Annotated in this window: 20 protein-coding genes and 1 pseudogene; 4 read left to right on the forward strand and 17 right to left on the reverse strand. The window is 42.1% G+C overall.

What is annotated here, in order from left to right:
- Positions 1-23: 23 nt before the first annotated feature.
- Together priA and GT508_RS00265 are read right to left on the reverse strand one after the other, a co-directional pair.
- Positions 24-2,252 carry a replication restart helicase PriA gene (priA, locus tag GT508_RS00260; RefSeq protein WP_161143310.1) on the reverse strand — a complete coding sequence of 743 codons (2,229 nt, stop codon included), beginning with the start codon at positions 2,250-2,252 and terminating at the stop codon, positions 24-26.
- The gene (locus GT508_RS00265; RefSeq protein ID WP_028087167.1) at positions 2,253-3,716 is read right to left on the reverse strand and encodes a UDP-N-acetylmuramoyl-L-alanyl-D-glutamate--2,6-diaminopimelate ligase; all 1,464 of its coding nucleotides are present in this window, start codon (positions 3,714-3,716) and stop codon (positions 2,253-2,255) included.
- 125 nt (positions 3,717-3,841) lie between these two features.
- Between GT508_RS00265 and pepT the strand changes: the two genes are divergently transcribed.
- Positions 3,842-5,059 carry a peptidase T gene (gene pepT, locus GT508_RS00270; RefSeq protein ID WP_161143311.1) on the forward strand — a complete coding sequence of 406 codons (1,218 nt, stop codon included), beginning with the start codon at positions 3,842-3,844 and terminating at the stop codon, positions 5,057-5,059.
- 89 nt (positions 5,060-5,148) lie between these two features.
- Here the strand turns inward: pepT and GT508_RS00275 are convergent, their stop codons facing one another.
- The 7 genes and pseudogenes from GT508_RS00275 to GT508_RS00305 form a co-directional block, all read right to left on the reverse strand.
- The gene (locus GT508_RS00275; RefSeq protein WP_117596899.1) at positions 5,149-6,024 is read right to left on the reverse strand and encodes a YitT family protein; all 876 of its coding nucleotides are present in this window, start codon (positions 6,022-6,024) and stop codon (positions 5,149-5,151) included.
- Positions 6,025-6,227: 203 nt separating this feature from the next.
- On the reverse strand, positions 6,228-7,415 hold the full coding sequence (locus GT508_RS00280; RefSeq protein WP_161143312.1) for a Y-family DNA polymerase: 1,188 nt from the start codon (positions 7,413-7,415) through the stop codon (positions 6,228-6,230).
- Positions 7,406-10,000, reverse strand: a complete 2,595-nt coding sequence (clpB, locus tag GT508_RS00285) for an ATP-dependent chaperone ClpB (protein ID WP_161143313.1) — start codon at positions 9,998-10,000, stop codon at positions 7,406-7,408. The genes GT508_RS00280 and clpB overlap by 10 nt, the downstream gene beginning before the upstream one ends.
- A gap of 338 nt (positions 10,001-10,338) precedes the next feature.
- Positions 10,339-11,271 (reverse strand): hypothetical protein, encoded by a 933-nt coding sequence (locus GT508_RS00290; RefSeq protein ID WP_161143314.1) that lies wholly within the window; start codon positions 11,269-11,271, stop codon positions 10,339-10,341.
- Positions 11,264-11,509: pseudogene (locus GT508_RS00295) on the reverse strand (UDP-N-acetylglucosamine 2-epimerase); the annotation flags it as partial. The pseudogene GT508_RS00295 and the gene GT508_RS00290, both read right to left, overlap by 8 nt.
- A gap of 228 nt (positions 11,510-11,737) precedes the next feature.
- Complete coding sequence (locus tag GT508_RS00300) at positions 11,738-12,178, reverse strand: hypothetical protein (protein ID WP_161143315.1); 441 nt, start codon at positions 12,176-12,178, stop codon at positions 11,738-11,740.
- On the reverse strand, positions 12,156-12,554 hold the full coding sequence (locus GT508_RS00305; RefSeq protein WP_161143316.1) for a response regulator: 399 nt from the start codon (positions 12,552-12,554) through the stop codon (positions 12,156-12,158). Before GT508_RS00305 ends, GT508_RS00300 begins: the two co-directional genes overlap by 23 nt.
- A gap of 262 nt (positions 12,555-12,816) precedes the next feature.
- Between GT508_RS00305 and GT508_RS00310 the strand changes: the two genes are divergently transcribed.
- Both GT508_RS00310 and GT508_RS14530 read left to right on the forward strand, forming a co-directional pair.
- Complete coding sequence (locus tag GT508_RS00310) at positions 12,817-13,533, forward strand: LytR/AlgR family response regulator transcription factor (protein ID WP_161143317.1); 717 nt, start codon at positions 12,817-12,819, stop codon at positions 13,531-13,533.
- A 547-nt stretch (positions 13,534-14,080) separates the two neighbouring features.
- Entirely contained in the window at positions 14,081-14,854 is a 774-nt protein-coding gene (locus GT508_RS14530) for an ATP-binding protein (RefSeq protein WP_243144032.1), read from the forward strand.
- 4 nt (positions 14,855-14,858) lie between these two features.
- Here the strand turns inward: GT508_RS14530 and GT508_RS00320 are convergent, their stop codons facing one another.
- The 4 genes from GT508_RS00320 to GT508_RS00335 all read right to left on the reverse strand — a co-directional run bounded on the left by GT508_RS00320 (position 14,859) and on the right by GT508_RS00335 (position 18,508).
- Positions 14,859-15,614 carry a YibE/F family protein gene (locus GT508_RS00320; RefSeq protein WP_138375479.1) on the reverse strand — a complete coding sequence of 252 codons (756 nt, stop codon included), beginning with the start codon at positions 15,612-15,614 and terminating at the stop codon, positions 14,859-14,861.
- Entirely contained in the window at positions 15,608-16,744 is a 1,137-nt protein-coding gene (locus tag GT508_RS00325; protein ID WP_161143319.1) for a YibE/F family protein, read from the reverse strand. Before GT508_RS00325 ends, GT508_RS00320 begins: the two co-directional genes overlap by 7 nt.
- 157 nt (positions 16,745-16,901) lie before the next feature.
- On the reverse strand, positions 16,902-17,552 hold the full coding sequence (locus tag GT508_RS00330) for a methylated-DNA--[protein]-cysteine S-methyltransferase (RefSeq protein ID WP_161143320.1): 651 nt from the start codon (positions 17,550-17,552) through the stop codon (positions 16,902-16,904).
- 56 nt (positions 17,553-17,608) lie between these two features.
- Entirely contained in the window at positions 17,609-18,508 is a 900-nt protein-coding gene (locus GT508_RS00335; RefSeq protein ID WP_055282425.1) for a LysR family transcriptional regulator, read from the reverse strand.
- A gap of 152 nt (positions 18,509-18,660) precedes the next feature.
- Here GT508_RS00335 and GT508_RS00340 point away from each other — a divergent pair, with 152 nt between their 5' ends.
- Positions 18,661-19,707 (forward strand): YeiH family protein, encoded by a 1,047-nt coding sequence (locus GT508_RS00340; protein ID WP_138375482.1) that lies wholly within the window; start codon positions 18,661-18,663, stop codon positions 19,705-19,707.
- Here GT508_RS00340 and GT508_RS00345 read toward each other — a convergent pair whose 3' ends face one another.
- The 4 genes from GT508_RS00345 to GT508_RS00360 all read right to left on the reverse strand — a co-directional run bounded on the left by GT508_RS00345 (position 19,708) and on the right by GT508_RS00360 (position 23,996).
- On the reverse strand, positions 19,708-20,727 hold the full coding sequence (locus GT508_RS00345) for an alpha-hydroxy-acid oxidizing protein (RefSeq protein ID WP_118309230.1): 1,020 nt from the start codon (positions 20,725-20,727) through the stop codon (positions 19,708-19,710).
- Positions 20,728-20,751: 24 nt separating this feature from the next.
- The gene (locus GT508_RS00350; protein WP_118309229.1) at positions 20,752-21,132 is read right to left on the reverse strand and encodes a hypothetical protein; all 381 of its coding nucleotides are present in this window, start codon (positions 21,130-21,132) and stop codon (positions 20,752-20,754) included.
- 1 nt (position 21,133) lies between these two features.
- Positions 21,134-22,117, reverse strand: coding sequence for a Gfo/Idh/MocA family protein (locus tag GT508_RS00355; RefSeq protein ID WP_055282416.1), 984 nt, complete (start codon positions 22,115-22,117; stop codon positions 21,134-21,136).
- Positions 22,118-22,247: 130 nt separating this feature from the next.
- Positions 22,248-23,996, reverse strand: a complete 1,749-nt coding sequence (locus GT508_RS00360) for a S8 family peptidase (RefSeq protein WP_161143321.1) — start codon at positions 23,994-23,996, stop codon at positions 22,248-22,250.
- Between the last annotated feature and the right edge of the window lie 31 nt (positions 23,997-24,027).

The raw sequence follows: 24,027 nt of genomic DNA on the forward strand, positions 1-24,027 counted from the left end.
ATTTCTTAATTCATAAAATACTTTTAAAAAATATTCATCGGATTAAAATCAAACTGTATTCTCATGTCCGCAAATCCTCTGTTGATCTCTATATAACGTTCCATATGATTTTTGATCCACACAAGTTCCTTATATTCTCTGCTTTTCAGATATAGAACCTTCCGGTATACATCATTCACTTTCCCGACTGACGGACTTGCCGGTCCTATCACCTGTATCTCTTCACCTGTATTTACCCTGACTGCGTATTTCTTCAGATATTCTGCTGCTGTTGCAAGCCTGACCTCATCAGCTCCTGTCATCAAAACTGCCATCAGTTGTGACGCAGGCGGATATCCCATCAGATCCCGGTAGTTCATTTCTTTTTCATAAAAGCCTTCATAATCCTGTCTTGCAGCCATTTGAATACTGTAATGCTCCGGACTGTAAGTCTGTATCACTACTTCCCCGGGACGTCTTCCCCGTCCTGCACGCCCTGCTGCCTGTGTCAGCAGCTGAAACGTACGTTCTCCCGAACGGTAATCATCCGAATACAGAGACATATCTGCTGCCAGGACTCCGACCAAAGTCACATTCGGAAAATCATGCCCTTTTACGATCATCTGTGTTCCAATCATAATGTCTGCCTCTTCATCTGCAAACTTCGACAGAATCTTCTCATGTCCGCCTTTGTTCTTTGTGGTATCCATATCCATCCTCAGAACCCTTGCCTGCGGAAACTTGCGCTTCACTATTTCTTCAATCTGCTGTGTTCCTGCCCTGAAACCACCGATATACGCCGAACCGCAAGATGGACAATTCTGAACTGTCTGTGTCTCATAACCACAGTAATGACAGACCATCTTACCACCTCTGTGTACCGACAAAGACACATCACAGTGAGGACATTTTACTACATATCCACAGGCTCTGCAAGAAACAAAACCTGCATATCCCCTCCGGTTAAGGAAAAGCATCATCTGCTCCTTCTTATCCAGACGATCCTGCATCAATTCTATCAGCCGGTCACTTAAGATTGACCGGTTCCCGTGCTTTAATTCTTCCCGCATATCTGCCACATATACCTGCGGAAGTTCCTGCTTCCCGGTACGCATCTTAAGCCGTAACATCTGATATCTTCCGCATTCACATGCATAAAATGCTTCCAGCGAGGGAGTTGCCGAACCCAGTACCACACTGGCACCTTCCATCCGTGCCCTTTCGATTGCTGTCTCTCTTGCATGAAATCTTGGTACCTGTTCACTCTTATAGGTCGGTTCATGTTCCTCATCAATCACGATCAGTCCCAGTTTCTCAAATGGGGTGAAAAGTGCAGATCTCGGACCGATCATGATATCAACCTCACCTTTTTTCACACGTTCCATCTGATCATAGCGTTCTCCCTGGGACATTCTGGAATTCAGAATAGAGACACGTTCTCCGAATCTTGTATAAAACCGCATCACCGTCTGATATGTCAGTGCGATCTCCGGAATCAGTACAATCGCCTGTCTGCCTTCACTTAAGACTTTGGCGATCATCTCCATATATACTTCCGTCTTACCGCTTCCAGTCACACCATATAACAGATAGGTCTTACGAAGTCCCTGTTCATAATCCCTTGAAAATGTCTGGATTGCCGTCCGCTGTTCTTCTGTATAAATGATCTCTTTTTGCTCTTTCTGCTGACAGATTACCGGATTACGGTATACCTGTTCCGATTCCAGTATCAGAACTTTTTGTTCTTCCAATGCTTTTATCACACTTCTTGTCAGATTCAGCTTATGGATCAGAAAATCATAGTCCTGTTCCGGCTGATCCAGAAGTGCTGCCAGAAGTCTTGCACGCGCTCTCTGGTTCTTATGCAGGTACAGCTCCAGCTTTTCTTTTCCTTCTGACTCTGTCAAAAGCAACCTTACCTTCTGCTTTTCTTTCGCACGTTCCTTCTTCTTGATAGGAAGGACGGTCTTCAGCGCCTGGATCATTGTTCCGCCATAAGACTCTTTCATCCAGGCTGCCAATGCAACCAGTCTGCTCTCGATCGCTACACTTTCTTCGGCAATCCTTAAGATCTCCTTGATCTTCTCCGGTGCATACTCCGCACGCTCAGAGAATCCTGTCACATAGCCGTTGATTTCTTTATTTCCTTTACCAAACGGAACCACAACTTCTGTTCCAACCTTAAGCATCCCCTCCAGATGAGAGGGGATGCGGTATTGAAAGACTTTATCTAATTTTTCATGCGTAATATCGATGATAATATCAGCGTACATCTATTTCTTTAATTCCTCTAATACTTCCTTAATCAGAACACGTTCATCCATATCATACTTGACACCCTTGATTTCCTGATATGTCTCATGTCCTTTTCCTGCCAGGATGATGACATCTCCCGGCCGGCCATGTTCGATTGCATATTTAATTGCTTCTTTTCTGTCACAGATGGTGATATATTTACCATCTGTCTTTTTCATACCAACTACAATATCATCAATGATTGCCTGCGGCTCTTCAAATCTCGGGTTGTCCGATGTGATGATCGTAAAGTCCGATAATTTACCGGATACTTCTCCCATCTCATAACGTCTTGTCTTAGATCTGTTGCCACCGCAGCCGAATACGGTCACGATTCTTTCCGGATGATAGTCTCTTAATGTATCAAGAAGACTTTCCAGTGCCATTGCATTGTGTGCATAGTCGATCATCAATGTGAAGTCGTCAGATACCTTGATCATCTCAATACGGCCTTTAACTCTTGCAACTTTCAGTGCCTTCTTGATATCTTCTACCGGCACACCAAAATGTCTGCATACTGCGATTGCTGTCAGTGAGTTATATACGCTGAAATCTCCCGGAATATCAATCTCTACGTCAAAATCCATAAGACCTGCCACATGATACTGTACTCCCAGATATCCTGGTCTGGAGATATGTTTTACATCTGTGGCACGGATATCTGCTTTATCAGAAAATCCGAATGTCTCAACTTCGCATGTCGCATCTTTGAAAATGTCTTTGAACCATTTATCATCCACATTGCCGATTCCGATCTTGCTCTGTTTAAACAACAGGCTCTTACAATACTTATACTCGTCAAAGTCTTTGTGTTCGTTCGGTCCGATGTGATCTTCGCCAAGGTTCGTAAAGATTCCGATCTCAAACGGAATGCCGGCTGTACGGTCAAGCTTCAGTCCCTGTGAAGACACTTCCATGACAACGCATTCGCATCCTGCTTCTACCATCTCTGCAAAATATTTCTGAATAGTATAAGATTCCGGTGTTGTATTATTCGCCGGAATGCTCTTGTCTCCGATGATTGCCTCGATCGTACCGATCAGTCCGACTCTGATACCGACTTCTTCCAGGATAGATTTGACCATGTATGTTGTTGTTGTCTTGCCTTTGGTTCCTGTGATTCCGATGACTTTCAGTTTTTCTGCCGGATATCCGAAATATGCTGCTGATGTCATTGCCAGCGCATAACGGGTATCCTTTACTTTGATTACTGTCAGTCCTTCCGGTGCTTCTACATCCTTTTCTACAATGACAGCTGCTGCACCTTTTTCTGCAACCTGCTCTATATATGTATGTCCATCAGACACTGCTCCGCTGATACATACAAATACGCTGCCTTCTGATACTTTTCGGGAATCATTGATCAGTTCTGTAACTTCAATCTGGTCATCTCCCTGTACTACTTCATATTCTAAACGTTCCAGTAACTGGGTTAATTTCATCTGATTGCCTCCTATTTTCCTACAATATCTTAAGTATACCATCATTTTCCCATGCAGCAAAGGAAAAATTATGTTATAGTAGTAGTTAGAATATTTTGAAAATATAGAAAAGGGGAATGTAACTTATGAAAGCTTATGAACGATTACTGAATTATGTTGTTGTCCGCACACCAAGTGACGAAAACAGCGAAACTGTACCATCTTCCGCATGCCAGTTCGATCTTGCAAGACTTCTGGAAGCGGAGATGAAGAAACTGGGACTTACAGATGTTATTCTGGATGACCAGTGCTACCTGTACGGAAAGCTTCCGGCTACCGAAGGCCTGGAAGACAAGCCGGCGATCGGATTCATCGCACACATGGATACCGTATCAGACTTCTGTGACCATGATATCAAACCAATTGTTACTGAAAATTATGACGGTGGTGAACTTAGGCTCGGAACAAGTGATACTATTTTAAGTCCTAAGAACTTTCCGCATCTGGCAGGTCTGAAAGGACGTACACTGATCACTTCTGACGGCACGACTGTTCTCGGAGCTGATGACAAAGCCGGAATCGCAGAGATCATGACAATGATCGAACGCGTTCAGGAAGAAAAGATTCCTCACGGACCTCTGTGCGTAGCATTTACACCGGATGAAGAGATTGGTACCGGTGCTTCTCACTTCAACGTAGAACAGTTCGGTGCTGACTACGGCTATACACTGGACGGTGATACCGAAGGAGAGATCCAGTACGAGAACTTCAACGCATGCAAAGCGGATTTCGTGATCAAAGGATTCAACGTACATCCTGGTTCTTCCAAAGATACTATGATCAATGCAAGTCTGGTTGCTATGGAGATCAATAATGCTCTTCCATCTATGGAGACACCTCGCGGAACAGAGGATTATGAAGGATTCTATCATCTGATGAGCATGTCCGGAGAAGTTGCGGAAGCTGAGCTTCATTATATTGTAAGAGACCATGACAAAGATCTCTTTGAAGCAAAGAAAAAAACTTTGAAATTAATCGAGAAAGATATGAATGAAAAATGGGGCGAAGGCACTGTAGCGCTTACAATTTCCGAGCAGTACCGCAACATGGCAGAGATCATTGCTACCTGTATGCACCTGATCGACAATGCGAAAAAAGCGTGTGAGAATGCAGATGTGGCACCACTTGTACTTCCGATCCGCGGCGGCACAGACGGCTGTCAGTTAAGCTTCAAGGGGCTGCCTTGCCCGAATCTCGGAACAGGCGGACATGCTTATCACGGTCCTTACGAACATATTACAGTTGAGGGTATGGATAAGAGTGTGGATGTTGTTACAGAGCTTGTGAAATTATATGCAATGTAAAGATTTTCTTTTTAAAGCAAGAAGACCTGCCGGTAATCGGCTGGTCTTCTTGCTCTTTTATGTCTCTTCTAATTTTTTACTGTCTTATTTTACAGTTCAATATCCGGAAGTTCTTCTTTGAATCCTTCTCCTACTACTTCGTTCGATTCTACGATAATAGTGAATGCTTTCGGATCGATGGTATGTACCATCTTCTTAATGGTATACATCTGCTTGTTATTGCAGGCGCACATTACAACATCTTTGTCTTTCTTTGAATAACTTCCGATTCCTTTTAAGATTGTAGATCCTCTTCCTGAGTAAGCGTCAATCTGTTCTGCAATCTCAGCACCTTTGTCGGTTACGATCAGGGTCATCTTACCTTCATCGATACCGTACATGATTCTGTCCATTACCATTGCCATCAGATAAGTAACGACGACACCGTAGATCAGGCCGTCTATATCCTTGAATACCAGTGCTGTTCCAAGAATGATCGTGCAGATATCAAGGACAAATGTTATAATTCCAAGCGTAATATGTGGTTTTACTTTCTTGATTGCCACGCTGATGAAGTCCTGTCCGCCTGTTGAAGAACCTCTCATGAAGATCATGGCATATCCGATTCCGCATAATACGCCCATACACAGAGCTGCCAGCAGTCTGCTTCCGTCATAGACCGGAAACAGTGGTGCTACGTAGTCCATCAGTAATGATGAAATGATCATCGATTTCATGGATTTTAAGAAAAATTCTTTTCCTAAAAATTTATAACAGAAGATTGCAACAGGTACATTCAAGATGATGGTTCCGGCACCGACCGGCAGTCCGAATAAGTGATACAGAATGATCGCGATACCGGAAAATCCAGCTACCGGGAAATCTGCATTCAGCGCAAAGTTATAAATACCAACTGCGATGATCATACCTGCTACGATATCAATGATAATATCTATGAATAATTCTTTCCAATTTACATTTTTCATTTCGATTCCTCCTGAATTTATTTATTTTTTTAATTTATATGAACATACAAAGAAAGCAGCCACAAATTATATGTAAATATAATTCGCAACTGCTCTTATGTTCATAACTGTAACAAAATTTCTTACACCTGTCAAGGGGTTTCCCCTTTACTCTATCTTTAATTTCGGCACACAAATACACTTTTAAGGACATATCAAAATTGTTACCATCCTTTTTTTACAATCCCGTCCCCATATTTTCCTTCTAATTTCTTCAACGCCTCTTTCAGATTCTTCTTTTTCTTCCTCGTCTCTTCGGATTCGAACTTCATATCGAACAGACTCAACTGCTCCGGTTCGCTTTCTTCCGATAATTTAGACGTCCGGATTCCAAGAAGTCTGATAGGTTCTCCGTTCCACAATTCACGGAATAATTCAATAGCGCTCCGGTAAATATCCTGATCCTGGTTCGATGCTTTCTCCATCTGCATCTGATGGGACACCTGATTAAAAGTGTGATACTTGATCTCCACACTGACCATTCCGGCTTTCTGCCTGGCTTTTCGCAATCGTTGACCCACGCTTGCAGCCAGATCTTTTAACACCGGCAATGCCTCTTTCTCTGTTGTCAGATCTTTTGGCAGTGTCGTAGAATTACCGACTCCTTTTGCTTCTGCCCGGACGCTTTCTACTTCCGAATCATCGAGCCCGTTGGCAAATTCCCATAACTTTCTTCCATGACTTTTCAGATGTAATTCAAGAATCGCCGGATCTGTATTCGCCAGATCTCCGATCGTATAGATTTCCAGCTTCTTCATCGTCTCTACACTGGAACGACCTGCCATAAATAACTCTCCGATCGGCAGCGGCCACATTTTCACCGGAACTTCTTCCGGGAACAGCGTGTGCACTTTATTCGGTTTTTCAAAGTCGGATGCCATCTTTGCCAGAACTTTTCTGGAAGATATCCCCACATTTACCGTGAATCCGAACCTTTTATACACCTCATCTTTAATTTCATTCGCACCTTCCACAGGAGATGTGAACCGGTCTGCGATTTCTGTAAAATCCATGTAACATTCATCCACACTGACCTGTTCTATATGTGTCGTGTAGGTACGAAGGAAATCCATAAGTCTCCGGCTGTATTCGCGGTACATCTGGTGATCCGGCGGATAACTTTTCAGATTCGGACACTTACGAAAGGCATTCGCAACAGGTTCCCCCGTACGAATGCCATATTTTTTTGCCGGAATGGATTTTGCCAGAACGATACCGTGGCGGGACTTCTGGTCGCCGCCAATGATCGCCGGTATCGTCCGGATATCCACTTTCGCTCCATTCTTTAGTTGTTCTACTGCAGTCCAGCTAAGATAAGCTGAATTGACATCTATGTGAAATATTATTCGCACACACTCTGACTCCTTGCCACAAGCTTACCGTCTTCCACATCTATGATGATCGTATCCTGTGCGCCTACGTCGCCCTGCAGCATCAGTTTTGCTGCCAGTGTATCGACGTGTTTCTGGAGGAATCGCTTCAGTGGTCTTGCACCATAATTCGGATCATATCCTCCGTCTACGACATATTTCTTCGCATCTTCGGTCAGGAAAATAGAAATCTCACGATCAGCCAGACGTTTGTTGACATCAGCTACTAATAAGTCAATAATGTCATAAATATTGTCTTTCGTCAATGGTTTGAACATGATCGTCTCATCCAGACGGTTCAGGAACTCTGGTCTGAAGTGTGCTCTTAAGTCTTCCATTACCGCATTCTGGCTCTCCTGGCTGATGTTGCCATTTTCGTCCATACCATCCAGCAGATACTGAGATCCAATATTGGATGTCATGATCAGGATCGTATTCTTAAAGTCCACGGTACGTCCCTGTGAATCGGTGATACGTCCATCGTCTAATACCTGTAACAGAATATTGAATACATCCGGATGTGCCTTTTCCACTTCATCAAACAATACGACAGAATATGGTCTTCTTCTGACTGCTTCTGTAAGCTGACCACCTTCATCGTATCCGACATATCCCGGAGGCGCTCCGATCAGACGGGACACGGAATATTTCTCCATATACTCACTCATATCGATACGTACCATGTTATTCTCATCATCAAACAGATTCTCTGCCAGTGCTTTTGCAAGCTCTGTCTTACCTACACCGGTAGGTCCAAGGAACAGGAACGAACCGATTGGTTTGGTCGGATCTTTGATTCCTGCTTTGGAACGGATGATGGCTTCTGTTACCAGTTCTACCGCTTCATCCTGTCCAATAACTCTCTTATGCAGTTCATCACCCAAATGTAAAGTCTTGCTTCTTTCGCTTTCATTTAATTTTGCAACAGGAATTCCAGTCCAACGGGATACGATTCTTCCGATCTCTTCATCATTGACACTTTCATGTACCAGTGAGAGATCTTCATCTTTTACTTTGGCTTCTTCATCCTCTAACTGTTTCTGGAGTTGTGGCAGTTTACCATACTGAAGTTCTGCAGCCTTTTCCAGATCATAAGAATGCTTTGCCTTTTCTATATCTTTATTAACCTGTTCAATCGCTTCACGGAGTTTCTGAACACGCTCGATACCGACTTTTTCATTATCCCATTGTGCTTTCTTTCCTGCAAATTCATCTCTGAGTTCTGCCAATTCCTGCTGTAAATGTTCCAGACGTTCTTTACTTAATCTGTCATCTTCTTTCTTCAATGCAGTTTCCTCAATCTCCATCTGCATAATCTTACGATTCAATTCATCCATCTCTGCCGGCATAGAATCCAGTTCTGTTTTAACCAGTGCACATGCCTCATCTACAAGGTCGATGGCCTTATCCGGAAGAAAACGGTCAGAAATGTAACGGTCAGATAAGGTTGCAGCTGCTACCAATGCACCGTCTGTAATCTTTACACCGTGGAACACTTCATAACGCTCTTTCAGTCCACGAAGGATTGAGATGGTATCTTCAACGGTTGGTTCTTCTACCATAACCGGCTGGAAACGTCTCTCAAGAGCTGCATCTTTTTCAATATACTGACGGTATTCATCCAGTGTCGTTGCGCCGATACAGTGCAATTCTCCTCTTGCCAGCATAGGTTTTAACATATTACCGGCATCCATAGCTCCGTCTGTCTTACCTGCTCCGACAATTGTGTGTAATTCATCAATGAACAGGATGATCCTTCCGTCACTGTTTTTCACTTCTTCCAGTACTGCTTTCAGACGTTCTTCGAATTCACCACGATATTTTGCACCGGCTACCAGTGCTCCCATATCCAGAGAGAAGATCGTCTTCTCTTTCAAGCCTTCCGGTACATCACCGCGCACAATACGCTGTGCAAGCCCTTCGACAACAGCAGTCTTACCTACACCAGGTTCTCCGATGAGGACTGGATTATTCTTTGTCTTACGGGAAAGGATTCTGATCACATTCCGGATCTCGGAATCACGTCCGATGACCGGGTCCATCTTCTGTTCTCTTGCTCTTTCTACCAGATCTGTACCATATTTATTCAATGTATCATAGGTATCTTCCGGGTTATCACTGGTCACTTTCTGATTACCTCTGACGGTTGAAAGTGCCTGTAAGAATCCTTCTCTTGAAATACCCATCTCACGGAAAAGTGCTTTTACTTCTTTGCCTGCATATTTCATAATAGAAAGGAAGAGATGCTCTACCGATACATATTCATCTCCCATTGCTTTGGCTTCATCTTCACCATGAATCAATGCTTTATTCAGATCCTGTCCGACATACTGCTGTCCGCCCTGAACTTTTGGCCGTTTCTGAATGGCTTCTTCTACTCTGTTAATGATGAGATTCTTATCCAGCCCCATCTTTTCCATCAATTTCGCAATCAAACTGTCATCCTGTGTCAGCAATGCATAGAGCAGGTGCTCCTGTGCAATCTCCTGGTTGCCATAGTCCATTGCAATACGTTCACAGTTCTGTACAGCCTGCAGTGATTTTTGTGTAAATTTATTTATATTCATATAGACAACCTCCTTTTTGCTCTTGTTCTATTTGCAATATAACATTACATCTTTTTGTTAGCACTGTCAAGAGGTGAGTGCTAATTATTTGTGAAGAATTTGTGAACGCTGTAAGCCATGCAAAATGGTGAAAAAAGACGCCCTTGCAAAGGCGTCTTTTTTGCTATTTTATAGGGCGACAGCCCTACAGCGAGGGAACTCTTTTCCGAGCTGTACATGGCATAACATTCTCTTTCGCACTCGATTTTCTTACCACATTTTACGACAACGACTTCTGGTTTATCTCACAGCAGTCACAGTTTCTGACAGGTTCATTTTAGACATCTGCGCCCCCGCAATCATGCACACAGTATAAATCCTGTTTTTATTTTTCTTTCATATAATCTATACAATTTCTCACATTCCATGCATATCCATCCCGCTTCGCCTGTGTAAAGCGGATATTTTCGATTCTCACAGTATTCTGTTTCATAATTTTCTATTAATTCCACAAGGTTATTGATATCTCCCATCTGCGCGGCAGCCATTCCTGTCATTGCCCACAAAAAGCCATTTCTTTTTTTATTCAATTTCTGCCACTGAAACTTTTCCGTAAACTGATCATATAATATCTTTTGCTTTTTCTTCTCTTTTACCGGAAATTCATAGATCAGCGGATAAATCTGAGCAACACCATCCGGATAAAATTCTATCTGATCATACAGATCACTGTTTCCAATAATTCTCCATCTTTGATTCGCATCATCCCAGAATATATTTTCTATCTGCGCCTGTATCTTTTTACGCATTTCACTGATTGCCTGTGTATCTTCCAGTCCTGCAAGTTCCAATTCGTGCAGACCTTTCCATACTTCCAGATTATCCATCAGATAAGCGGTTGTATTTTCTTCTGAGACCTGTGTGATTCCATCCCGCATCAGGCTTTGAATCTTTTTTAATGCAAGGCTGATTCCTTTTTTCCAGTATTCCGGCAAATCTGTATTTTCTGTCTTTTCCAGGTATTTTCCCATAAGGAAAAGATACATACCTAGATATCCGTCTTCGGAATCAACCTTTTCTTTATAAATAAGTTTTCCACTCTCTTTCCTGTAGATTCCCATTTTCCCATCTGTTTCCAGCCATTTCTGACGGGCATCTATTTCTTTTCTCAGATTCTGATAATAAGCATACAAAAATACAATCCCCACAGTTATGCAAAATATAATAAGTCCCACCACGTTCTTTCGATTTTTCACTTTTTTTTTGCATTGGTTTTGTTTATACTCATGCATTTATATCCTCCAGAATTTTTCTGATCTTGATACTTGCCGTCCCATCACCATAAGGATTTCTGGCCTTACTCATCTTTCTGTAAATCTCTGGTTCTGTAAGGAGCTGCCTGCATTCTCTGTATATATCATCCATCTTCGTGCCTGCAAGCTTTAAGGTTCCTGCTTCCACCCCTTCCGGACGTTCTGTTGTATCCCGCATGACCAGTACTGGTTTTCCCAACGCAGGCGCTTCTTCCTGATGTCTGGCTGTGTACAGAAGCATCAGAATAATAACAAAAATAATATAACCTTTCATAATAGCTACGAACAGTTCCAAATACAATGGAATACAACATGATTGCAAGAAGCGTCAAAAGCTTATAGATCACTCCCCTGTCTCCTATTATTCCGGTGACCATAACTGTCATAACAAAAAACATCACCCATATGCCAATTTCCTGAAGCATATATAATTTTGAATAAACGGTTAAAGTATACGGAAAATATTTTCTCCAAACACAAACCATAGACTGTTTATCAGATGAATTGCACTGCACAGAATCAGATATATAGCAAGAGGGCGACCCTTCCATGGAAGGCACGCCAGCAGAATGATTACTCCAAGAGAAATTCCTGTATTTATAAGGCTTATCTGTATTCCCGGATATACGGTTTCTGCACTGAGATAGCTGATTTTTCCAAACAGAGGATACGTTTCTGAGCGGATTCCAACATACATATGCGGTTCATATTTCTTTAAAACACCGGCACATATCTTACAGATCATCCTGGTCAGATCATCGATCTGAGTCCACATAAGCAGAAAGCCAAGCAGGATCAGTATGACAATATACAGAATACATTTCTTTTTATCTGCCTCAATTCTTCGATAGGTTCTGGTATAATCAATTACTTTCTTTTCTTTCATAGCCCCCTCCTTTTTTACATTCAAACCAGATGGAAAGACCTTCTTTTATTTTCTGCTCTTCCACAGGTTTCATAAAAAAATATTCTATCCGCAGCCTGAACGCATGAAGCGAAAAATCAAGATCACTGCACCAGATAATTCCACATTTCGGATACAGAGACCGAAGGTGTTCTGCTGCATTCAGGCCGGACACACCCGGTAATGCGAGAAACACCACTGTCGGTACTGTTTTCAATGTCTGTGCAAAAAATTGTTCCTGATTCTGATAAATTTCAATCAGTGGAAAGACTTGCTTCTCTGTACAGTAATTCCTGATATATTCCGCACTTTTTTGTCCTTCCTGTTCCTGGTTAGTCAATATGGCAATACAATACACGACACCACTCCCCTCCCTTTCCATTTAAGGTAGTTTCATTTGTTATTCTCATTATAAGAAAGGCAGAAATCATTTCAACAATTCTGTCACGAAGCGACAGAAAATAGCACGAATTGTAACTCCGTAATATTGTTTTGTGATATACTGTTACCAGAGCGTTTTTGAAATAACTACTCCACTTGCCTGTCTGCGGCTATAGATTACACAGATGAAAAAGTCTCAGCAAGCGGAATTTTATAAATATATATAAGGAAGATCTACTATGAAAATTGCAATTGTTGATGATATTTCAGACGAACGGACACTGCTGCGAAACAGACTGGAATCTCAGTTTTCCAGACGCAATGTCCATACAGATATATTTGAATATGAAAATGGAGAAACATTCCTCACTTCAGCGAAAGAATGCCCTTTCACTGTAGTGTTTCTGGATATTTATATGAATGGAGCCAATGGAATTGATATCGCAAAAGAACTTCGCAGATCAGACACAGACTGTCTGCTGATCTTTACAACAACTTCCACTGACCATGCTTTAGAGGGATTTCAGGTCCGGGCTCTGCACTATCTTGTAAAGCCCTACAGTGAAAATGATATTTCCGCACTGGCAGATGAAATCCTTTCCCGCATCCCGGATTCTGGAAAATACATAGATGTTAAGGTAAACGGCAGTAATATTCAGATTCCTTTCCAGAAAATAATCTACGCAGAGCATTTTTCTCACATGATCCACATCTACACTGCCGGTGAAAGGGAACTGGTCACCCGCCAGTCCTTTGATTCCTTCATAACCTCCCTGAAAATGGACGCACGTTTCTATCAGTGTAACCGGGGCGTTGTGATCAATCTGGAGCATGCCGTTGATTTTGACGGATCAGGTTTTTGCCTTGATAACGGAAGCAATGTCCCGGTCAGCCGGAAGCTGCTCAAAAACGCCAGACAGACATTTATGGAATTTCTGTTCCAAAGGAGGTCCTGAAATGACTGACATACTTCGCCCTGTACTTGAACTTTCCGTAATCATTCCCGGCATACTGCTGTCATATCTGCCTGTAAAAAGCTATCTGCGACAAACACCGCTTAAGCTGACAGCGTGGCTTCTTCCTCTTCTTCTGGGAATCTGTATTTTCGGAGGAGCAGTTTGCTGTGCCCTCCACTTTCCCACCAGATGGATCCTGTTTCCTCTGTTGCCTGTTATTATGCTTATTTATCATAAAACGTTAAAAATCTCTGTCTGGAAATCCGTCAGTATTTTTCTGGCAGTCTTTGCAGTTTTTGCATGTGTCAACAGTCTTTCCCGGGCAGTCAATGCACTTATAACTGCTGACCTGCATATTACAGAAAATGAGCTGTGGTTTCGTACCGGTGCCGGAATTTTCTATAACGTCATCTGCCTGCTGTTTGTTCTGGCAGCCTGGTATCCTGCCCGTCACTGTGTTCAGACAATGATCGCAGACGAAAACTTTGCCCAAACCTGGTATGTATTCTGGATCCTTCCGGTAATCTTCATCGGAGTGAATCTTTTTATGATTCCTAAATACCGCAGCACTTTATATACCGGGCGGGTTCTGCAGTGTTATATTGTTTTAAGTCTTGTACTGCTCATAATCCTGCTCCTGTTTTATGTCATGTTTCTCATGATGGCGGTCAGCCTGAACAGAAATGCCCGACTTCAGCAGGAGAACCATTTTCTTTCCCTTCAGCAGGAAAGATACGAGAATCTCTGTATGGCCATTGAAGAAGCAAAACAGGCGCGTCACGACATCCGCCATCATTTTGTCCAACTGTCCTCTCTGGCAGAGCAGGGTGACATGGAAAAGATTAAAAAATATCTATCCGCTACAACCGAAAAAATCTCTGACTATAACCTCCATTTCTGTGAAAATCAGGCTGTTGACAGTGTTTTCGGATATTATTCCACACTTGCCAAAAGAGAAAATATTCCTTTTCATGCTCTGGTTTCCCTGCCCACTGATCTTTCCATAGATGAGATTAATCTGTGCCTTGTATTTTCCAATCTGCTGGAAAATGCCATCCAGGCAAGTGTGAAAACAGAACCCGCCCGCAGAAAGATTAATGTGGAGGTTTATCCCCACCATAATCACCTGCTTCTGATTCATGTGGAGAATACCTTCGATGGTAAAATACAACAAGAAAACAATGTTTTCCAATCCTCCAAACGCTCCGGAAACGGCATAGGAATCGAATCCGTCCGCCACATTACCGACAAAAACGGTGGTGTCTGTGACTTTACCTATGAAGATGGTATTTTCTCTGCGAAAATAATGCTCCGGATATAATCAGTTAATGATTATACCCGGGCAAATGCCTTCCAACCAATACCGCCGCAACCGGCATCACCACTACACAGGCGATCGCACCAAATATCATTGATACACAATTCTGGAACAATATTTTCGAATTTAATAATGTTTCCAGTGTATAATCCTGCATCTTCAGATAAGAAAATAATAATAGTGATTCTCCAAGATACGCAAATAGCAATGTATTCACCGTTGTCCCGATTACTTCTCTTCCGATCTGCATTCCACTTTCTACAAGTTCTGTCAGTTTCATCTCCGGTTTGTGAATACTGACCTCGTAAACGGAAGTGGTAACCGTAAGTGCCATATCTAACACAGCACCTAACGTGCTGAGTATGATCACGGCTGTCGCAACATTTCTCATATTAATATCCAGATTCATATTGTAATATAATACATCATCTTCCGCAGCCTGGATTTCATTCAGTCCTCCTGCCTCACTTCTCCACACCACCATATAGATAAAGAAAAACAGGACCGTCATTGTAATCAATACTGCTGCAAATGCACTCTTCGTCTTTTCATTGGTACCATTTTGATAAAATAATGTTACACATGAAATGATGATTCCCATTCCGATCGTAACCAGAAGTACCGGTGCTCCCGCTGCCATCAGCCAGATAGCCAGGCTAAGCAACAACATATTTCCAACCAGTGCTATCAATGATATCACACCTCTGTCCCCGCCAATAATCATGATCAAAAATAACAGAATCAATCCCAGTATCATCAACATGTCTTCTTCACCTTCCTTATCGTTAATTTCATCATCACAGATGTGATCAGGATAGATACTGGTATTGCCAGTACAATTCCAATACTTTCTATGAAGAATCTACATAATTCACACGGAATATGTAATTTTATAATCGTCATAAACCGGACACTGTTATTCATCCTGATCACGCACATCGGAATCAAGCCACAGCCAAACACGAACAATAATACATTGATCATCGTTCCCATAATATCATATCCTATCTCTCTTCCGGATCGGAATAACTCCCGAAATGTAACTTCTGGCCGCTTCGTAACAATCTCGCTCAAAGCCGCAGAAATTGCCACTGCAACATCCATGATCGCTCCAAGCCCGGATAGCAGGATCTCCGCATGAAAAATCTCATCCGGATTATCAATACTCCCCAGATATTCCATTGTAGAATAATCCAATTCCGCAGTATGACTGATCACTGCATCAAATATCCCCATGATCATTGCCAGTATACATAATGTTGACAATAAGGCCGCCCACGTCTTCCTGTGAAGTCCGTTTAACCCGATCAATGTGACAACAGCAAAGAAAATCACCATTTTATTACAGATTGCTACAACATCCGCATCATCACCGCTTTTTAGGAATCCTGCTGTAAATATCACAATATTGATTCCCACTGTCACAATTGTAAGCAAGCCTTTCTTTCCCGCAATCATCATCAATACCAATATTAAAAGACCAAGCAAAATAACAAGTTCCGTATCTCTTTTTACACACTGTATACTGGATCCCACATTATTTTCAGACCCGTTCAGCAATACCTTATCCCCTTTGTGATATTTCTGCTTTAACATTCCTGTATAGGTATATTCATTAGAAAAATCAACGATTTTCCCTTTATTCGTTCCATTTAATATCACCCCCCGGATCTTTTGCTTATATTTGATTTCTTGTGTTCCACGGGTACTTTTGCTTTCTCCTGCCACGCTTGTCTCTACTTTTGTCAGCTTTGCAATTGGTGTCTGATACAGCCATGCGTCATTCATGACAAATATGACTGCAATCAAATATATCAGACCAAATACTCCATATAGCTTTGCTCTTTTACTTTTCTTTACATATTCTGTTATTTTCTTTGCAATCTGTTTCATTTTTATCTTCTTTTCTTTTTTATTTTATCTGCAGCTCCGAATCCACAAGGTGACAGTACAATGTATCGTCTCCCGGTTTCTTCGCTTCATACTATTCCACCTGGAATATAGAAAAAGTTATTTTCCCACACTCCCTCTGGTCTATCCTACATGGCGTTTAAATCTCTGGAAGTCTGCCACTGGCAGCTTTTATTCCGTATTTTTCTAGATTTACCCGGCCGTTTATCACTTCGACTCCATCCGCCCGAAGAAGTTCTGCCTGCACATCCTCTCCACCAAACGCAAATGCCCCGGCCAGTTTTCCTTTCGCATTGACCACACGAAAGCACGGAATATGCTCCGGATCCGGATTCTTATGCAGTGCATTGCCCACGGCTCTTGCCATTCTGGGGTCTCCCGCCATCTCTGCGATCTTCCCATAAGTTGCCACATGCCCTTTTGGAATACACTTCACTGCTTCGTAAATTCTCTTTGTCGGACTGTCCGTAACCAGATCATAGCTTTCTGCGATCATTCTTTTAATCTCTTTTTCCGGAACAGTCCCATCCAGAATGATCGTATTCCAGTGTTCTTTATTCAGATGATACCCGGCCGTCACTGACTCATACGTCGAGCGCCAGAAGTCTCTCCACTCCGGATTCACTTTGACATTCAGATTGATATAGCCTTCCCGTTCATAGATCCACAGAAATGTTTTTTTACTTCCTTTGATCCGCACCAGCTGCCAGTTTGGATCACGGAATGGCTTTTCTTCATATACATTGTCAAAAGACATTCCGTATGCTAATGCTTCTTCTCTTGTCATCATATGATTCCCATCCTTCCCGATTTGTACTTTCTTTCATTATCGATAAGTACAACTAATCAATATATGATATTCTCTTTTTTCAGAAGTTCCTCACATATTCCAATATATTTTTCTGTATAAATACTGCCCTTTTCCCAGATAAAATCAAAAGCATGCTGCATTTTAAAATCTGAAAGTCTGATTTCTTTCAATGTTCCATTCTTAAGTTCATCCGCTACTGCAATCTTATACATAAATGAAATTCCACAATCTCTTTTTAAAAGCCCGATAATTGTATGCATATTTTCCACTTCTGTATAATGGAGAAAATCTTTTATCCCCATTCCTCTTGCAAGAAGTAACTCCTCTAAAATATTTCTTGTCCCGGATCCCGGTTCACGTACAAGCAGGCGCTCCTTCACCAGTTCCTGCATTGTTTCTGGAAATTTTTCTTTGAATGTGTGATCTCTGGCACAAACTGCTATATACTCTTCCGTACTGTAATTTTTATGTTCATAATTTTCCTTCGGATAATTGCCCTCTACAAGCGCAAGATTAATCCTTCCTTCATCAAGCAATGTCAACAGCTGCGTTGTATTTCCATAATGTATATGCAGGTTTATCTCCGGATGGCTGATCAGGAAATCTGCTATTTTATCTACAATTGCATATTCTCCAATCGTCATCGTAACTCCTATGGAAAGTGATTCCATCTTATGGGATTCATTTCTTATCTCATTCATAATTGCCAGCTGATCATTTTTCATTGTCATCAGCCGTTTTCTAAGTATCTCTCCTGCCTGAGTCAGATACAACTGTTTATTACAATAAGAAAACAACTTGACATCGTATTCCTTTTCAAAGAAACGAATATGTTGCGAAACTGCCGGTTGCGTAATATGTAACCTTCTTGCCGCCTCTGTGAAATTCATTGTATCACATACTGCAAGGAATGTATCTGTTCTAAAATCCAGCATAATCTTTTTCCTTTCATTGTCAATTTGATTTTTTAATAATTTTTTATTATCATTCGATAATATTATATAATTATTTATTATTGTTATCCAGTGTTATAATCTCTAGTGGAAACCCGTATGAACCAATAAAAGAATGAGAAAGAGGAAAAAACATGAATTTTTTTAACAAAAACCTAAACGGTATACTGGTTTGTTTTGTGATTGCGATTCCATCATGGCTTCTTGGAAAGGCTTTCCCGGTTATCGGCGGACCTGTCATCGCGATCCTGGCCGGAATGCTGATTACACTAGTATGGACCAATAAAGGAAAAGCCGAACCAGGTATCAAATGGACTTCTAAGATTATTTTACAGACAGCTGTTGTACTGCTTGGATTTGGAATGAATCTTGGTGTTATTCTACAGACTGGAAAGCAATCCCTTCCGATCATCGTATGTACGATAAGTACTTCTCTGATCATTGCGTGGGTTCTCCGCAAGATCATGAATGTCCCATCCAATACTTCGATTCTCGTAGGGGTCGGCTCATCCATCTGCGGAGGATCTGCGATCGCTGCCACTGCACCGGTCATCGATGCAGATGATACTGAAGTTGCACAGGCAATCTCTGTAATCTTCTTCTTTAATGTTATCGCTGCCGTACTTTTCCCTGTACTTGGAAGTGCACTTGGCTTTGACACTACAAGTGGAAGCTCTTTCGGATTATTTGCCGGAACCGCTATTAATGATACTTCTTCGGTCACCGCTGCTGCCTCTACCTGGGACAGTATGTGGAAGCTCGGAAGTGAAACACTGAATACAGCCGTGACCGTAAAGCTTACACGTACACTGGCAATTATTCCGATTACACTGGTATTGTCCCTGATCCGTGCAAAATCTGCTGCAAAATCTGGAAATGCTGACTCAGCATCAAACAAATTCAGCTTAAAGAGAGCATTTCCTATGTTCATCTTATACTTCATCATTGCAGCTGTGATCACAACTGTATGTATGACTATGGGTGTCAGTGCAGATGTATTTGCTCCGTTAAAAGAATTGTCGAAATTCTTTATCATTATGGCTATGGCTGCGATCGGACTTAACAGCAATGTTGTGAAATTGATTAAATCCGGCGGAAAACCACTTATGCTCGGTGGATGCTGCTGGATCGGAATTACCATCGTAAGTCTCGGAATGCAGCATATCATGGGAATCTGGTAATTATTTCATCCAGACAGACGCTCTGGTGATCTCTTTGAGACTCGTTACCCCGCACATTTTCATCGTGTCTTCCAGCTCTGTTCCAATCTTATCTATATAAGACTTTACGCCTTCTTCCGCACCTCCATAAACGGCAGTCACAAATGGTCTTGCAATGATGACTGCATCTGCTCCGAGTGCCAGGGCCTTGAATACGTCTACACCACTCCGGATTCCGCCATCTACAAATATCTTCATAGAATCCCCTACTGCCCTGGCGATCTCTTCCAGCACCTCTGCTGTCGCCGGGCACTGATCCAGCACACGTCCTCCATGATTCGATACTACAATTGCAGATGCCCCGGCCTCTTTTGCCTTCAGGGCTCCTCTGACTGTCATAACACCTTTTACAATAAATGGTATTCCTGCAATCTTTGCGATCTCTCCAAGTTCCTCTACTGTCTTACTCCCTGCCGGCGGCTCCATGTTCTTAAGAAATGGAAGTCCTGCTGCATCGACATCCATTGCCACTGCAAATGCCTTTGATTCCTGAACCATCTTCATCTTTTCTGCAACGGTATCTATGTTCCATGGTTTCACAGTCGGGATTCCGATTCCGTCTGTTTTCCCGATTGCTTTTGTCGCAGCAACCATCACATTACTGTCGAGACCATCTCCTGTAAATGCGGCAATCCCGTATTTTGCACATGCTGACACAAGAATATCATTGTATCTCACATCATCCAGACAGTCGCCGTAATGTAATCCCACTGCACCAACCGGTCCTGCAAAAAATGGATATAAAAACTTCTTTCCGAAGAGCTCCAGGGATGTATCCACCGGTTTGTTTTCTGCAATTGTGTCCATCTGAACACGGATTTCTTTCCATTTATCATAATTACGGATAGCTGTATCTCCGATTCCCTTTGCCCCAGGTCCAGGCATCTGATTCTTGCAGGCGCGTCCATTACACTCCGGACAGGCCTTACAATAATTTCCAATACGTGTTCTTGCATTTTCTATACATTCTGAATAATTCATATTTTTCCTCTTTTCTTTCGCTTTCTAACATCTTCCACAGTTTCTGCAAGGATTACATCTTAATTTTTTCAGTTTTAAATTCCAGTCTTGAATTTCCGGTAACTTTTCCCCGGTTATCCACTTTTTCATCCCATAATGATCTGAAACCGTAACTTTATCCCCATTCCACTCAATCTCCAGTGGATATAGTGTAATATTTTCAGGATTCATACAGTTCTGATGAAGTCTTGGTGAATACACTTCTTCTCCCCAGGATACGGCCTGATCTATTGTCAGAATCCTTATATGCGTCTCACTGATACGTAAAATCTCCGGTTCCACTACACAATGATATCTTTCAGGTATTTCATTCTTGAAAACAGAAATAATTCCTAACGGCGTCCTGATCTTTTCATTCTTTTTCATCTTAATATCCGATTTCCTCCAGAATCCTCTCAACAAGTCTCGCATTTTTCAGCGAAAATTCTTCCGTAACCGCCGGAATCTCATTTTCATCGATGCATCTGCCGAATTGTTCTACCTCCAGGCGATAATTCTGTGGAACTTCTACCGTCTTTACTTCTTCCTGCCCCTCAGCCGTACGAATCGTATAGCTTAATTCTCCATCACCATTGAATGCAAATTTGGTTCCGGTAATACTTCCCTTCGTTCCATCTATCTCCAGACAGTCCAGTCTCCTGTCCTGATTCGTTGCAAGCGTCATGCCACAGGTAAATGCTGCTTTCTTTCCATCTGCGAATTCCATGACTACAGAAGTCAGCTTATCGATCTTTTCTTCCGAAAAGATTGCGGAAGCCTCGACTTTTTCTGGTTCTTCATTCAGAAGTCCTAACGTCAGGCTTGTGTTGTATACTCCAAGATCGTATGTACACCCTCCAAGAGTCTCCCGTCTCATCCGGATATTTTCCTTATTATAATCCGATGTGATAAATGCGGAATCTATATAACAAACTTCTCCTATCGTTCCATCTTCTATTTCTTTCTTAATTGCAGTGATATATGGACTGTGCTGATACGCAAAAGCTTCCATAAGATATACATGATTCTCTTTTGCTGTTTCAAATAATTCTTTCACCTGCTTTTCACACGGTGCAAGCGGCTTTTCACACAGTACATGTTTGCCGCTTTTCATAGCTTTCACGGCCCACTCATAATGTAAAGTATTTGGCAGTGCAATATATACCGCTTCCACTTCCGGGTCATCCAACAATTCTTTATAACTTCCATAAGCTTTTTCAAATCCGAATTTTTCTTTAAATTGTTCAGCTTTGTCTATGCTTCTTCCGGCAATTGCATATAATTCGCAGTTGTATGCCTGTATCATTCCCGGAATGGTACAACTTCTGGCAATTCCGGCAGTTCCTATAACGCCCCACTTGATTTTTTTCATTGTTTTACGCCTCGCTTTATGTATGATGATTTTATTTTAGCACTTTTGGAAACATTATCCCACTAAAAAAATGTACCTTTTATCCTTATTACTCGGGCACTGAAATTTACTTTTTCAGATCAGCCGTTTTTCATATTTGGGGGAGACTTTGTGCTGTACATAAGGCCCCATACCCCACTTCCTCATTCGGATACTCGTCAAATCCCGGTACTTTTTTCGCTCCACGTCTCAGATACGCCTTCACTTTTTCCCCATATAGATATGGATCGTTTCCTCTCACAATCCCCCATTCCATCAAAAGCGCTGCACTTCCTGTCACAAATGGCGTGGCAAAGGATGTTCCTGTAAATGCCGCATATCCTCCGCCCACTGTTGTTGTCATAACTTCCACTCCCGGTGCCACAAGATCCGGTTTCACCATATTTGTAAGTCTGGTAAATCCTCTTCCCGAAAAATCCGCATATGCAAATGTCCTTGCGTCATATGCTCCTACGGATATTGCACGGCTGGCAGAAGATGGAATTGTGAGCGTCGTAGCATCTGTTGGAAACAAGAATCCTGTTCCACGGTTCAATACATTGTCGCTTGGAAGCCACATTTCATATTGTCCTGTCACGATCTTCCCGGCACTTAGAACAATTCTCCATATTCCTTCTGTCAGATAACTTTCTACCGGAAGCAGATCTATATAGATTTCCTGGGAAATGCTGTAAGGACTTGGTTCCCCATAATAAAGCAGTATTTCTGTCTGACCAATTCGGAAGCGATGTGGTCCCAATATCTCCGGTACCGGTCCGACCCGCACTCCCGATGGATTGATGATCGAAATCTCTATTTGATCCGTATATTCTTTCCATATCTGGATACTGATCGATGACTGTCTGCTCTGAATTGCAAGCTGGATTGTCTCTTCTCCTTCTGAAATAATTCTACCGGAAGTATGCCCGGCACTTGCCGCTTCATTTCCGGTTCCGATGCAAAATACACTCTTCCATATATTGGACACATCATCGATATACCGCTCCAGAAGTGTCGTCCCGTCATGTCCGCCGTATGTATTTCCAAAACTGATATTCACAGCTACAGGCATCCGAAGCTCCAGTGCCTTTCTTATTATATAATCGATCCCCATCATTAGCTCTGTCGTTCTTGGGAATCCTTCCTGTATGGGATTACCAAGTTTTACAACGATCAATTCACTCTGCATGGCAACTCCGGCATAACGTCCTCCACTGTTTCTTCCATTTCCTGCTGCTACTCCCGCCACTGCCGTACCGTGTCCGGAAATGTCCTGGCTTCTCACAAGCCTTCTCTGTTCTGATACAGTTTGTGCATTTAATGCTTCATCTATTTGTCCTTTCGTATACTCCACACCGATGCTGTATCCAACCGGTGCTGTTTCCCCATCTGCCGGATTCAGAGACTGATCCCACAGATACCGAATCCTCGTGCTTCCGTCTGCATTTCGAAAATCTATATTCGCATAATCGATTCCCGAATCTATGATTGCAACCAATATTCCCTGTCCATACAGAGAAAGGCGTGTATCCTGTACCGCATTGATACAAGACACACGCCTTCCTTCTGCCGCCTGAAAGAACAGCCGTTTTGGTTTTTCTACATATTCAACTTCCGGAATTCCCGATAAGATGTCGATTCTGGATTCTGTAATTCGGATGACTGCATATTCATTTTGAAGTTCTGTTACTTTGGATGCTATCTTCCTGACTCGGTCCAGATTTACGGAATATTTGATGATCAGATCCCATTCCCGGTCAAGCGGATCATATCCAACATTTAAATTCAAGGATTTTTCCCGCTCATCTTCCGCGGAATTCAGTGCAAGATTTAAAAGATTTTCTAGTTTCTGACTGGTCATACATTAACTCCAGATGCTTTTGTTATTAATA

The sequence above is a fragment of the Dorea sp. BIOML-A1 genome, from assembly GCF_009875615.1.
In the GTDB taxonomy this organism is placed as follows: Bacteria; Bacillota; Clostridia; order Lachnospirales; family Lachnospiraceae; genus Dorea_A; species Dorea_A amylophila.